Source organism: Chitinophaga sp. SVR4-12A, assembly GCF_056754765.1.
The window spans coordinates 470,982-485,276 of the sequence record NZ_JBPGWP010000002.1; the positions used below are offsets into that span (position 1 = coordinate 470,982).

The 14,295-nt window shown below is 48.7% G+C and carries 10 protein-coding genes; 3 read left to right on the top strand and 7 right to left on the bottom strand.

Annotation, left to right across the window (positions count from 1 at the left end):
• Positions 1-3 precede the first annotated feature (3 nt).
• On the bottom strand, positions 4-1,329 hold the full coding sequence (locus ACR9Y8_RS28350) for an amidohydrolase family protein (RefSeq protein ID WP_481216672.1): 1,326 nt from the start codon (positions 1,327-1,329) through the stop codon (positions 4-6).
• Between the two features lie 181 nt (positions 1,330-1,510).
• Between ACR9Y8_RS28350 and ACR9Y8_RS28355 the strand changes: the two genes are divergently transcribed.
• Positions 1,511-2,254 carry an SGNH/GDSL hydrolase family protein gene (locus ACR9Y8_RS28355; RefSeq protein WP_481216673.1) on the top strand — a complete coding sequence of 248 codons (744 nt, stop codon included), beginning with the start codon at positions 1,511-1,513 and terminating at the stop codon, positions 2,252-2,254.
• A gap of 259 nt (positions 2,255-2,513) precedes the next feature.
• Here the strand turns inward: ACR9Y8_RS28355 and ACR9Y8_RS28360 are convergent, their stop codons facing one another.
• From ACR9Y8_RS28360 to ACR9Y8_RS28375, 4 genes are all read right to left on the bottom strand, one after another.
• Entirely contained in the window at positions 2,514-3,659 is a 1,146-nt protein-coding gene (locus ACR9Y8_RS28360) for a hypothetical protein (protein WP_481216674.1), read from the bottom strand.
• Positions 3,660-3,717: 58 nt separating this feature from the next.
• A complete protein-coding gene (locus tag ACR9Y8_RS28365; protein WP_481216675.1) occupies positions 3,718-5,040 on the bottom strand; it encodes an ABC1 kinase family protein in 1,323 nt (440 codons plus the stop codon).
• Between the two features lie 13 nt (positions 5,041-5,053).
• Positions 5,054-5,680, bottom strand: coding sequence for a TetR family transcriptional regulator C-terminal domain-containing protein (locus tag ACR9Y8_RS28370; protein ID WP_481216676.1), 627 nt, complete (start codon positions 5,678-5,680; stop codon positions 5,054-5,056).
• A gap of 253 nt (positions 5,681-5,933) precedes the next feature.
• Complete coding sequence (locus ACR9Y8_RS28375) at positions 5,934-6,845, bottom strand: alpha/beta fold hydrolase (RefSeq protein WP_481216677.1); 912 nt, start codon at positions 6,843-6,845, stop codon at positions 5,934-5,936.
• A gap of 44 nt (positions 6,846-6,889) precedes the next feature.
• On the opposite strand from ACR9Y8_RS28375, the gene ACR9Y8_RS28380 reads away from it, so the two are divergent.
• Both ACR9Y8_RS28380 and ACR9Y8_RS28385 read left to right on the top strand, forming a co-directional pair.
• Positions 6,890-7,369, top strand: a complete 480-nt coding sequence (locus ACR9Y8_RS28380; RefSeq protein ID WP_481216678.1) for a DUF4251 domain-containing protein — start codon at positions 6,890-6,892, stop codon at positions 7,367-7,369.
• Between the two features lie 38 nt (positions 7,370-7,407).
• Positions 7,408-7,851 (top strand): nuclear transport factor 2 family protein, encoded by a 444-nt coding sequence (locus ACR9Y8_RS28385; protein WP_481216679.1) that lies wholly within the window; start codon positions 7,408-7,410, stop codon positions 7,849-7,851.
• 197 nt (positions 7,852-8,048) lie between these two features.
• On the opposite strand, the gene ACR9Y8_RS28390 is transcribed toward ACR9Y8_RS28385, so the two are convergent.
• Both ACR9Y8_RS28390 and ACR9Y8_RS28395 read right to left on the bottom strand, forming a co-directional pair.
• Complete coding sequence (locus tag ACR9Y8_RS28390; RefSeq protein ID WP_481216680.1) at positions 8,049-9,341, bottom strand: amidohydrolase; 1,293 nt, start codon at positions 9,339-9,341, stop codon at positions 8,049-8,051.
• Positions 9,342-9,384: 43 nt separating this feature from the next.
• Positions 9,385-14,265: a PKD domain-containing protein gene (locus ACR9Y8_RS28395; RefSeq protein WP_481216681.1), complete on the bottom strand. Its 4,881-nt coding sequence runs from the start codon at positions 14,263-14,265 to the stop codon at positions 9,385-9,387.
• Between the last annotated feature and the right edge of the window lie 30 nt (positions 14,266-14,295).

Genomic DNA, 14,295 nt, shown 5'->3' on the forward strand with positions numbered 1-14,295 from the left:
TTATTACAGCTTTGCTTTTAACAGCTGTTGTAATTGCGCATGAGAGAAAAATTTCCCATTCAGGATAACGGCATTGATCCTCCGTGTATTGCTGATATTTTCCAGTGGATTGGCATCCAGTAATATCATATCCGCTATTTTACCAGCCTCGATGGTGCCCAGGCTATCCTGCATATGAAAGAAGCGTGCAGGCTGGGTCGTAGCTGCAGCAAGAACCTCCATCGGTGTGAGGCCAAGCTTTTTCACCAAAAGCTGTAACTCGTCGTGCAGGCTGAAGCCGGGATATACAAAAGCAATAGCCAGGTCGGTGCCCGCCATGAAAGGCATGCCCGCGGCATGCATGTCCTGTAGGTCCTGCAGGATGAGTGGCGCCAGCTTGTTCCAGTCAAAAGGGTATAATTTGCGCTCAGCTACCTGTTCTTTCCAGTCTTCAATAAGATAAGCTGATATATACTGCCTGCGTGGCTCAATTCTTCCCGTACTATCATTTATTATAGCAACTGCCTGCTTTAAAGGAATGAATTGGCTTTCTATGCTGGCTAAGGTGGGGACTATAAAAACTTCATTGGCTGCCATTTTACGAAAGAGCCGGATACGTTGAGAGTCCCGTTTTTCCGGAGGCGGATAAAAAAAATGTTCAACACTACGCTGACCGGCTTGCAGGATCAGCTGCGGACCAGCTACTGCATGCCCGGTCAGTATAAGCCCTTTTTGCCGCGCGGCAGCTGCTATAGCGAGGTAAGTAGTATCATCTTTTACTGTGCGTATTTTCAGGAAATCAGCGCCCAGTGATGTGATAGAATCAACCACATGAGCAGCAGCTGCGGCATCGGCAACTGCAGCACGCGTGCGTGACACGGGCTCCACCGTACCTTCCTTTTTCATCCTCTCCACATTTTTTGCTGTTTCCATCATCGGCCCTGCGGTTTTGATCCTGGGCCCTATGCGGCTACCGCCTGCTATTTCTTTGCGCCATTGTAATACCGGCACAATATCTCCACCCATATCTCTTACGCTGGTAACGCCGTTGGCGATGAAGAGCGCTAAAGATTGTTCGCCGGCCTTTGATAAATGCACATGCGCATCCCAAAAACCAGGTACCAGGTATTTTCCTTTTGCGTTAATGATGGTTGCCTGTGAAGGAATATTAACGGTAGATGCCGGGCCAACAGCTGTTATCCGGTTGCCGCTGATCATTACTGTACAGCCAGGCCTGGGTGGTGCGCCGGTCATATCAATAAGGGTCACATCACGCAGCACAAGTGATTGCCGGGCATACAGCGAGCTGAATAAACAGAAACACAAACAGAAGAATCCGGTTGTTTTCATACTTTAATTTACGAAAAGGAGCGTATAATTGAACAGTACAACAACATACGCTGTAATGCAGGATGTGGTAGACTGCATTTCTATGGTATTGCAGGGTTCGATCCCATAACAGCGACTGTTATGCCGGCTTTAAAATAATAAAGGTTACATTTGTTTTAACCCAGTAGAAGGGTTAAAGCCAATGCCTTATATTATTTCCGGCGTAAAATTTATCTTATTATCAGTCCTGTCATTCATTTTATTTGATAACACAGGTGATGGCAAAGGTTATTATGTACTGAACAAAGGTATCCCGGGAAATAACGTTAACAATTTGCAGAAAAGGCTGGAAAGGGCTGTTTTGAGCAATCAGCCTTCCCTTGTAATAATAATGATAGGGACAAACGACATGGTAAACCCATCTAAAATGCTGTCCTATTCGGTGTACAGTGATAAATTGAATCTGCTGGTGGACCGTATCAGGAAAAACGGCGCTGACGTGCTGCTGCTCTCGGTTCCCTATGCAGATACCGGCTACCTGTTTGACAGGTATGGAAGGGATAGTTATTCCGTTTGCCCTAATAAGAAAATTGACTCAGTGAATGGGATTATCTGGCGAACAGCTATAGAACAGCATTGCATGTACCTGGACATCAACCACGTATTCAGTTCATATAACTCCCCCAGCAGAGAAGGCTCCAGCCTGATCAGGAATGAGAAAAATACCGGCGTGAAAGATGGCGTGCATCCAACGCGCAGGGGGTATCATGTAATTGCTGAAAGCATATTCTGTTTTTTAAAAGAAGAGGGAAAGTCTTATAATAAGATCATCTGTTTTGGAGATAGTATCACTTTTGGCGCTTTTGTACTGGGACAGGGCACCAATAAAGGCAAAACGTATCCGGCGGTCTTAAGAAGATTGCTTGCTGAAGAACGGAAGTCTTAGGTATGGAATATTCGCTTAAACTTACGGATCAGGTCCTGAAAGGATAAATTCACACTGCGCGGGTTAGGTTTCTCCATACGGATAACCGCTGTTCCTAAGGCTTTCCGTATTTTTTGGTCGCTGTATTTTTTGATCCTGACCGGTATTCCTTCCTTATTTAAAAATTTCAGGAATTGTTGTTCTACATCCTCCGATGTGGTAATGTTGGCAAAGCTAAGCAGCAGCTTATTATCAAACCCGATAACGCCGCAATTCACTTTTATCGTCTTACTGGGAGGTGGCGGTATGAATATAAAATGGTCAATGTGCCGGTTAATCTCCGGAGGAAAATCTGCTTTCCCAGATTAGTGACCACACCGCTGTAACGGCTTGTTCCAAAAGAGTAAAAGGTGGAAAATATAAATTTCTTAATGAACAAGGGGATAGGCCTTACAAAAGGATTCCGTTCTCCGCCTACGTTGCGGGAAAGCATTTTAGCGATCAGCTTTTCATCTGTTTCCAGCCGCATCAGATGGTATACTGTTTTCACAATCTCCTCAAAGGTGTAGTGACCCAGGCGCAGGTCAATTTCAGGCAGTACATATAGCGAAAAATTTCGCATGGAAATGGTGGGATAAATCTTCCTTAGGTTAACCGGCACTTCTATCCGGAATATCTTATTGCTGACGCGTTTCCTTAAGGGGGGCAGCGCTTCAAAAATTTCCTGCAATGAAAACAGATAAATCGAAGTAAGGTATTCCGTAAGACTCACACCATATGTTTTTGCCCGTTTCAATACATCGTCGGCGGGCAGCTCCATTGTAAGCACTTCGAGGCCAGGCGGTCTTTTTAAAGGAAAGGGCAAATGGAATGCAGCTTGCAGGGTCGCGCGCGGCGATACCGTTTTCCTGAAATAACGGCTATAGGCATCTTCATATTCTTCTTCAGCAGGTGTTTCTCCGGGGCGAATGAAGGCTAATGATGCAGGGACCGGAATTCCGGAATATGAAAAATAGAGGAATAGGAGGGACTTCAGAAATTCAAATGCGCCGCCGGCATCGGTAAGAATATGTGAGAACTCCACGCTGATGGAATTTTCACCGGCAAGTATCCTGAACATCAGATCGTCTTTACCGAATGACCGGCATGGCGTGCCTCCATCAGGCTCTACGGTCATGGGTGCTTCGTGGTGTGCCAGGTAATACCAGAAGAAACCGGCTTTCAGCTTCACTTTGTAATAGGGGAACCGTTCTTCAATCGACTGTACTGCCTTCCTGAACGGTCCTTCCTGCAGACCTTCCTTTAAGATGACGCTTAGCCTGAATACAGACGTCAATTCCCTTGTCCGGACAGCCGGATAGATCTTGGCCGCATTATCGAGACGAAGCCAGAACTGGTCTTGCATATAAGCTTTTCTTTCCCGCATAACAGCCGGTTTACCTACTGCATAGCAGCAAAAACTTAACCAGCTTGGGCCATCCTGCTTATGAGGCGCTCATCAGCACCTGTGAACGGCCCATGCCGGTAAATATATCCGCTTTCAGCTCACTGAGGATGGAATACAATCCGAAATACGTGCGGTTCACATATAATGAATGGCGTGATCCTCTCGCTACTTTAGAATCCCGTATCTCTTTGAGGTTATACAGGTAATCCATATAGGCGTATATTTCCTGGAAGTAGGCTTCGTTGCCGAAGTTAAAACGCTCCAGTGTAAATGGCAGGGTCAACAAGTCTATCATCTGCTGGAACAAGCCCGAATAGAAGCTGAGCTCTTTTTCCGTGTCCGTAGGATGGATCATCTCCAGGTTCATATAGATCTCTATGCGTTTGGCATCATCTTTCAGGATCTCTTTATCTACCAGCATAAAGTAGTTCTGGTAAAAGTCTGCTGGTATCTCTTTGATACAGCCGAAATCGAAAATGCCTACGGTACCGTCGTCCCGCATCAGGAAATTACCGGGGTGCGGGTCTGCATGTACTTTTTTCAATTGATGCATCTGGAAATCGTAGAAGTCCCACAATGCCTGGCCGATGGCGTTACGTGCTTCCTGCGAGGGATTGCGTTGCAGGAACTCTTTCAGGTGAAAGCCTTCCAGCCAGTCCATGGTGATCACTCTTTCGGAAGAAAGCTCGGGGTAATAGCCCGGGAACACCAGGTTGGGAATATGCGCGCAAAGGGCAGACAGTTCCATGGAGCGGTTCAGCTCCAGTTTGTAATCCGTTTCTTCCAGCAGCTTGGTTTCTATCTCCTGGAAGTATTTATCCATATCCACCTCATTCATCCCTACGATGCGAACGGCAAAAGGTTTGACGATCCGCAGGTCTGATTTAACGCTGTTGGCCACTCCGGGATATTGTATTTTGATGGCCAGCTGCTTGCCCCATTTCGAGGCTTTGTGCACCTGTCCGATAGAGGCGGCATTAGCTGCCTTCATATCAAACTGGTCGTACAGCTGGGTGGGAGATTTACCCAATGTTTTAAGGAAGGTGTTCACTACCAGCGGACCAGAAAGGGGAGGAGCGCTGTATTGCGACATGGAGAACATGTCTGTATATGCTTTGGGCAGCATGCCTTTATCCATGCTTAACATCTGCGCTACTTTCAGGGCGCTGCCTTTCAGCTGGCTCAGGGTATCGTAAATATCTTCAGCATTGTCTGCATGCAGTTCATCTTTGCTGATGGATGGGTCCATCAGCTTGCGGGTGTAGTGTTTGAGATAATTGGTGCCTACTTTAAGCCCTGTGGTAATAAAACGTCCTGCCCTCTCTACCTTGCCGGTAGGGATGTTCGATTGTTCCTTCATAGCCAAGCTATTATTATTTTCCTGTGAACATGAATTTGCCGAAATCCAGGAGGCCATCTATAGAGTTGGCGCTGATCAGCTGAAAACTGAGATGCACTGCTTTTTCAATGGCGGCATCAGTCATTTCAAATTTATCACTGGTGTCACTGATCCAGTATTTGAGCACAAAGAGCGCCTGCAACCAGAAGCCGTGCTTATACTGATCAGAAATATATTTACGTTCCTTGATCTCCCTGGTTTGGTAACCTTCCTTGATCAGTTCTTCCGCATAAGAGTAAAAGGCCTTCCGGAAGCTGTCCAGCTGTCCCTGGTGCAATACCGGGAAACCGAATTTTTCTTTCTGGATGAGGATGTAGCTGCGGTCTGTCTTCAGCTTTTGTACCCACAGGAAGTAGAAGGCCAGCAATTTCTCCTGTGCAGAATAATGCAGGTAAGTTTCATCTGCTTTCAGCTGGTTAATGGTGTCTTCAAAAATCGCCAGCCAGATATCTTTTTCCAGGGACTCGAAGGAGCTGTAGCTTTCATAAAAAGATTGTTCCGGTATGTTCACAATCTTACAGAAGGCATACACGGAAACAGGCGGCTTGCCGTTTTCCAGCCAGTATAATTTATACGCGTCGCGTAGCTGTTGCTTGTCCATAATGCAAGAATTTACGATTAGAGCAGCGGGTTAATATTTACTCCACAAATTTACGGCAGACGCGTGGATAATGAGCAGCCGGGAGGCTAATAGTTGCACGAGGACTGTTAAATAAAAGCTAAAAGGTTTGAGGTCTGAAGTTTGAGGTTAGTTGGACGTTACAAGTTCCAGGCTTGTAACCGCCTTGAACCTGCAACCTTTAACGAACTTCAAACCTCAAACCTCAAGCCTCAAACTTCCAATCCTTAATATGTTACAATTTTTTTAATACCTGCGACAGCGTATCATAAAACGCTTTCGGCTGTTCAAACATCGGGAAATGACCCGATTCCTGGATCCAGTGCAGCTGCATGGAAGGGTGTATGATTTTCAGCTCGTAAGTGTAAAATGCGAGCGCATCCTGGCGGCCAGAGATCACCTCGATAGGCCCTTTATAGCGGCTTAATGCCGGCCGTTTGGTAAGGTCATAGTCGGTGCGGAAAAGGTCTTTGATCATCAGCTCCCGCATGGTCGCATTGGCGGGGGCTGCGTTGATCTTTGGTAAGAGGCTGTCTATCTTGTATTTATTGTAAATGTAGCCATAGCGGTTCAGACGGTCGTAGGCAGCCAGTTCGTCTGCGGTCGGTTTAACTTTCCCTGTCAGAGTATCCATTTGCCGCAGCTCGGCCATGCCCAGCCTTGCCCGAACGTTGGCCATATGGACGGCGAAAAGCTCCTGCGATATCTTGTAATAACCCGGCGCTACCAACACCAGCGCTTTCACTTTTTCCGGATGCGTGGCCGCATAGCACATGGCCAGCATAGCGCCCCAGGAATGCCCGTAAATAAGCGCCTGTTTGATCTGGAGGTGGTCCTGCAGCCGCTCTACATCTTCAATGGCTGCCTGCAGGTTAATGGTAGTGGAATCGAAGGGGCTGGGGATGGAACGGCCGGTGCCTCGTTGCTCGAAGAGGATGGCTTTATAGGTTTTGCCCAATTCGATGGCAACTTCTTCCTGCTGCAGGTAGGAATTACCCGGTCCGCCGGTTAATACAATAACCGGCGTGCCGTTGCCGTATATATGATAGTAAAGATAACCGTTGGCATATTTTATGGAGTCTGTTTGCTGTGATTGGGCGGTATGGCAGAACAGCAGGGCGATGATACAGTAGATGGCTAAACGCATAATATAGGATACTTGGTGTAAATTTATTAAAAATGAACAGTGTTATGAAGCAGTTATTGAACGGAATGCTATGCCTGGTGATTGGCCTCGCCGGCACCACCACCATTCTTGCACAGGATAAAAAAACGGAAATAAAGGAACTGGTAGACGCCCGCTCATATGTATTCAAAGCGCAGACGATGTTACCCATGGGCGGCCGCACCCGGCAACTTACTTCTGACTACGACGTGAAGGTAGCGAAAGATTCCATCATCAGCTACCTGCCTTATTTTGGCCGGGCTTATACTGCGCCCCTGGACCCTTCCAAAGGAGGTATCCAGTTTAAGTCAAAAGATTTTGAGTATACTATCAGTGATAAACGTAAAGGCGGCTGGAACATTGTGATCAAACCCAAAGATGCAGGCGATGTGCGGCAGATGTCGCTGATGATCTCGGAAGATGGCTATGGGTCGCTGCAGGTGCTGAGTAATAACCGGCAGCCGATTATTTTTAATGGGTATATAACGGCAAGGGAGAAACGTTGATATTATTCCTTATTTTTAAGCCAATCAAATATCTAATAATGAAACGCCCTTTATTATTCCTCGTTTGCTGTGCCATGATGCACATTGCCTCCGCACAATCCAAAGATGAAAAAGCTGTTGGCCAGGCTGTAGAAACCTTGCGCAAAGCCATGGTAGACGGAGATAAAGCCGCTCTTGAGAAAATTGCCGACAGCCGCCTCAGTTACGGCCATTCCGGCGGTAAACTGGAAGATAAAGCCGCTTTTGTAGAAGCGCTGGCCAGCGGAAAATCAGACTTTGTTACATTAAATCTCTCGGAACAGACCATTACCGTAGCCGGTAATACTGCCATCGTACGTCATACCCTGGATGCAGACACGAATGATAACGGCAAAACCGGCACTGTGCACCTGAAAGTGCTGCTGGTGTGGCTGAAAGAAGGCGGCGAGTGGAAACTGCTGGCAAGACAGGCGGTGAAAGAACCGGCTGCGGCTGCAAAATAAACGATATAACGGTCTCCCGTCCCGTCATTGCGAGAAGCGGTGGGGCAACGAGGGTGGCGCGACGAAGCAATCTTTTAACACAATTCCCAATATAATCTTCACAAATATTGTATTAAAAGATTGCTTCGTCGCCCCGCGCTTTAGCCCTTACAGCTCCTCGCAATGACGGGGATGAAGAATACGCAATAACACTAACCTCATCCCTTCTTCAGCTTCGCATAATCAAACACCAGCTGACAAAATACTTTCACCCCTACATCCAGCTTTGAATCATCTATAAAGAAATCCGGGGTATGATGGGCAGGCGCTTTTGCAGGGTCTTGTCCTGCCGGCATGCCGCCCAGGAAAAAGAAAAAGGCAGGCGCTTTATCGCCAAAGAAAGAGAAATCTTCTGCACCGGTGGTCCATTCAGTTTCAGACACATTTTCTTTTCCTGCAGCTGCCTCAATAGCAGGCGTCATTAGCTTCACCAAAGCAGGATCGTTATAAGTTACTTTCGTTTTGGTATCAATGCTTACTTCAGCAGTAGCGCCGGACGCTTCGGCAATTTTCGCCGCAGTGGTCTTCATGCGCTCATGTACCTGCTGCTGCATCTTGCTGTCAAGCGTACGGATGGTGCCTTCCATGATCAGTTCTTCCGGTATGATATTGGGACGCACGCCCGCATTGATCTTGCCTACCGTGATCACCACAGGTGCCTTGGTCAATTCCATTTGCCTGCTCACAATGGTCTGGAATCCCTGGATGATCTGTGTGGCTATTACCACCGGGTCTATACCGCTCCAGGGCTGTGAACCATGCGATTGTTTGCCTTTTACTTTGACGGTGAACCAGTCACTGGAAGCCATTTCCGCGCCTGACTTGAACTTTATTTTACCGATAGGCGTCTGGGAATTGATATGCAGGCCGAAGATGGCGTCTACTTTCGGGTTATCCATCACGCCTTCTTTGATCATCAGCGGTGCACCGCCTTCTTCTGTGCCGGGAGGACCTTCCTCTGCTGGCTGGAAGATGAACTTCACCGTGCCGGGCACCTCTTTCTTACTGGCACTCAGCACTTCGGCAGTGCCCAGCAGGATGGCCACATGGCTATCGTGCCCGCAGGCATGCATTACCGGTACTTTTTGCCCGAGGTATTCAGCAGAATCAATTGATTTAAAAGGAAGCTGTGCTCTTTCGTATACCGGCAAGGCGTCCATATCAGCGCGCAAGGCAACTACCGGGCCGGGCTTGCCGCCTTTCAGAATGGCTACTACGCCGGTTTTGCCAACACCTGTCTGCACTTCCAGTCCCAGTTTTTTCAGGTGTGCAGCCACGTAAGCGGCCGTATGATATTCCCGGTTGGAAAGCTCGGGGTGCTGATGCAGCTGCCTTCTCCAGGCAATAACGGAATCTTTAACGCCGGCTATACGCTGGTCCAGGTCTTTTACCTGCGCTATTGCGAGCATAGGGGCCACCAGGAATAACAGTACAAGCTGATGTGTCTTCATTGGTTTTTGATTTTGGTAGATATACCAAAATACATAATTAATATTACTTAATCACCGTAACAGTGCCCCTGAACAGGAAGGTAGTACCATCCTCGCACACTGTTTCCAGTGCATATACATAAGTGCCCATCGGCGCTATCTGGTTCTTCCAGGTGCCATCCCAGCCTGCCCGGGCATTATTGATCTGGAAATGCGATCTTTCAAATACCAGGCTGCCCCACCTGTCAAAAATGCGCATCCACGACACTTCTTTGATGCCACGCCCTTTGGGATAGAACCATTCATTCCTGCCGTCTTTGTTAGGTGTAAAGGCAGTAGGGAAGAACACGGCGCCTTTGTCGCAGGTTACTTTTACCAGCACTTCGTCCGTCGCCTTACAGCCGTAGCTGTTCTCTACTTCCACTTTATAATTGGTGGAGAGGTTAGGCAGGGCAGCAGTGGTGGCACATTGGGCACAATCTAAATACTCCGGCGGCGTCCAGCTCCATTTGATAACATCCGGGCTGCCACGGCCGCTCAGCGTCAGCGGCACTCCGGCCATGGAGGCCTGGTCAGGACCTGCATTCACAGTGGGCGAGGGGCGGACGCCTACCACCAGGGAGGTATCATGTGTAAAGCATCCCTCGGCGTCATAACCCGTTACCTGGTAGGTAAAGTTGCCCAATTCTTTGATGGTGGCGTGCGGGAACTGACTGCCCGCATTATCCAGGCCAGGCCCCTGCCATACATAATGATCAGCGCCCCATACGCGTAAAGGCAGCACATGGCCCAGGCAGATAACGGTATCCGGTGTGGCCTGTATGGTGAACGGCTGCACTACATGGATACTCACTTCATCTGTATTATTACAGCCGTTAGCGTCTGTTACGCTTACGGTGTAAGTGGTATTTACTTTGGGAGATGCCAGCGGACCGGCCACCTGCGGATCACTCAGGTCCTGCTCAGGCGACCATTGGTAAATGGTACCGCCGCCTGCGCTCAATGTAGTACTGTTGCCCAGGCATATTACTTCCGGTGTGGCAGCCGCGTTAATGACCGGCTTAGGCAGGATATTGATAGGATGACGCGCTGTATCACTACAGCCATCCGTGCTGATAACAGTGAGCATTACTTCGGATGGGCCGGTTTTGCTGTATGTTTGGTCTGCAGGCGCTTGTACATTACCTGTCTGGCCATTGCCAAAATCCCATTTCCAGCTGACCTCACTCACTTTGTTTGCCGTTCCGCTGAAGCTTACCGGCGCATCCTGGCAGGCCTGCAAAGGCCCATTGATCGTGAGCTCCGGTTTAGGATACACATGCACCGTTTTGCTCACGGTTTGCGTACAGCCGACAGCGGTAGTGGTGGTGAGGGTGAAATTATATGCCTGTATTTTATCCAGGTAAAAACGGGGAGTGGCGCTGGTATCATTTTCTGCCGGTACGCCCGCTTCATAGGTCCATTTATACTTCGCTTCATAGTGCAGCTCGTCAATGGAATAGCTGTTGAACTTCGGCGCGAAAGTAACCCAGCCTGCATCGCACACGTATACCGGGTCAGTGGCCATTTGAATATCCAGTTTGTCTATAACGATCGCGCTGTCCAGGAAGGCAGTGCCTTTACAACCGGCCGAGTCGGAAAGAATGAGGCGCGGTTTGTAAATACCTGGATCTTTGAAAGTATGTTTGATGGTGGAATCTGTCGTCTCCATCACATTACCATCCGTAAAATCCCAGGCAAAGTTAACCGCGTTTAATGCAGACACCTGAAACTCGATCTCTTTAGTAAGACAGCCACCCTTGGAGGAGGTAGCAATAGCGGCAAAAGGCCCTTTTACTTCTACTTCCTGTTCATACTCATCCTCGGTATCGGCATCGCCTACTACTTTCAGCTTCACTTTATATCTGCCTGCGTAGGTGTAAGTGTGCGAAGGATTAGGAATGGTGGCAAAGCTGCCATCCCCAAAATCCCAATAAACACTGGAGTAATTAACAGAGGTATTCGTAAAGCGGGCGATCACGGGCGGACAGCCGCTGTTATTCACGAAGGAGGTAGTGACCGTAAAACCCGCGCTTACGCTGGATACCTTGATCTCTTTTTTGGCGCTGTCTGTACAGCCAAGATCATCTTTTACGAGCAGCTTCACCGTGTACACACCTTTGTCAGGATAGTTCTTGTAGGGATTGTAATCCGTAGAAGTGGTATTATCCCCGAAGTCCCATTCGAAGGTAGGATAGCCGCCTGTTTCCGTGGTATAGTTATAGAACCACACATCACCACCCGGCGGTATTAGTGTTGCGCTGGGCATAAAGTCAGCGTTCGGGCCGTTTACCTGTATATAGCTACCCATAATTGAGCTGGTACAGCCGTCTTCATCCGTAACCATCAACGAAGGATTGAAATAACCTGATTTGTTATACGTGTGTTTGAAAGGCGGCGCAGTAAGCACTTTGGCGCCACTGCCGTCGCCAAAATCCCAGGACCAGCTCTTGATAGGCTTTCCATAGGTAACATCGGTCTGGTCAGTAAAGGTCAGTTCCGTGCCCCGGCATTCCAGTACATCCGGGGAAAGGAATTTAGCGATCGGTCCATCTACGTCTACAATTGCCGTATTACTGCTGTCCGTACAGCCCAGTGGGTTATAGCCTACAAAGCGGATGGTGTCTTTCCCCGGGCGCAGGTTTGTAAACGTAGCGTTCTCATAACTGTAATAATACCAGCTGCCGGAGGTGCCGTCTGAAGAGAACCAGTAGTTGTACGAATTATATAGTGTTTTGTCGATAGAAATGATGCTGGCTTTGAGTGTTTCGTTGCTGCACAGGCTTGTTTTGTCTGTGCTGATCGTGATGGGCGATGGTGCGTACACATTAATGTTCACCGAGTCTGTACTGGTACAGGTCCCATCTGTGACCGTCAGCTTTACCAGGTACATACCTGTTCTGTCATATTTATGTTTGACAGGGCTTGTTTTTGTAGTGTAGGTATCTTCCTTTCCGTCTCCCCAGTTCCATTTCCAGCTGCTGATGGCGCCCAGCGAGTTTTCATCAAAGCCGATCTCTGTACGGTGCTCACAGTCGACAGGCTGCACGCTAAAGCGCGGAAAAGGTTCCACCGCTTTGATGTATGCTGTTTTGGTGATTGTTGTAGCACAGGCAAGGCCATTTGAAACGGTCAATGTCACCGTATAGGTCCCTGGCTCCCGGTAGCTATGCGCCGTACTTTGTGTACTGGCATAATCAGTAGCGCCATCGCCGAAATCCCAGCTCCAGTAGGAGCCCACATCTGTAATGCCGTTGAAATGTACCCAGTTGTTGCCGCAGACCTGGGGTGCTTCCGGTGATGAGAAATCAGGAGCCGGCTTTTTATATACCTGGACGGAATAGAGCATCTGCGTCCCCTTACAACCATTGGCTGTTGTATAGTTAAGGGTTACACGGAATTCACCTGCCTTGTTGTAGGTATGCGAAGGCGTGGCTGCTGCTGAAGCGGGGCTACCGTCGCCAAAGTCCCATTCATAGCCGGCAATAACGTCGCCACCGGTAATATCGGCGTAAAAACTGGTAGTGAGTCCTTCACAGCCGGTACTGGGGCCTGAGGTGAAGATACCAACAGATGGTTTTTGAACATTTACATAGCTGCTCCAGGAGCTGGAGCAACCAACACTATTGCTGGCAGTGAGGTTTACCAGGTAATTCCCCAGGCTGTTGTAAGTGACGGAAGGGTTTTGCTGCGTGGAGGATTGCCCGTTGCCAAAGCTCCAGCTCCAGCTGGTGGCGCCCGTTGATTGGTCTGTCAGCTTTACGGTGACCGGCACGTCGCAGGCAAATTGCCGGTCGCTCACAAATCTTGCCTGTGGTACAGGTTTCACCACGAAATCCTTGGTAACTGTCTCCTGGCAAGTGCCGTAATTAGCGATCATAGTCACTTTTGCGGTCCCCGGGCCGGAAGGATCGAAATAAACAGATTCACCATAGGGATAGATGTAACCCAAATCTGTGCTCCAGGTAACGCTGTTGGCCTTTGGATCGTTGGTTGCATTGAACCGCGTGTTGGAAACGTCTGCACAAATGCTGGCCGGCAACTGGAAATCTGATTTAAAGTTAGCCACATTGATATCTGCGGAAGTCTTGGTAGCAGTACATCCTTTATCACTGGTAAGGGTCAGCTTAACCTGGTAAACGCCTCCTTTGGTATAGGTATGGGCAGCGGGAGCAGCGCCGGCGGCAGTACTGCCATCGCCAAAATCCCATTTATAGGTAAGGTTGCCGGGACCCGTGGAGGTATTGGTAATGGTTACCGCACCGGGAGCCTTACAAAGATATTGGTCAGATACATTGAAATTGGCATTCAGTGAGGCTGACGCATCCACTATATTGCTGAGCGATTTTGACGCCGTGCAGCCGTTACTGTTTGTGACGGTCAGCGTAACAGTTGGCGACAGAACATTGTTGTAAGTATGCACCGGATTGGCGCCCGAACCGGTAGCGCCATCCCCGAAATCCCAGGTGTAGGTGCTGATAGTACCATTCACCGGGTTTGACTTGTCCGTAAAAGTAACGTCAAAGGGTATACAGCCTTTGGCCGGACTAGCGGTGAAATCAGGCTTTGGCTTGTCCCAAACGGTAACGCTCTTTTCCATGGAGCTGCTGTTGCCTGCGGCATCCTTCACTGTCAGCGTCACCTTATAGGTGCCCGGCGCTGTATAGGAAGCACTGGGGCTTTGCTGCGTAGAGCTGGCGCCGTTACCCAGGTTCCATTGCCAGGAAACAGGATTACCGGTGGAATTATCATTGAATTTAGTGATCAGGCTTTCGCAATCGCTTGGCTTACTGGGGCTAAAATCGGCTTTTAGCTGCGCCCGGGCAGAAACGCTCAGTAAGAGGGTCACAAAAAGTACAACATAGGTAAAAGCAACGCTGGGGATTGCCTTAAAGTTTAGGGACATGCGATATAGAGTTGGCGGCGGAAAAATAAG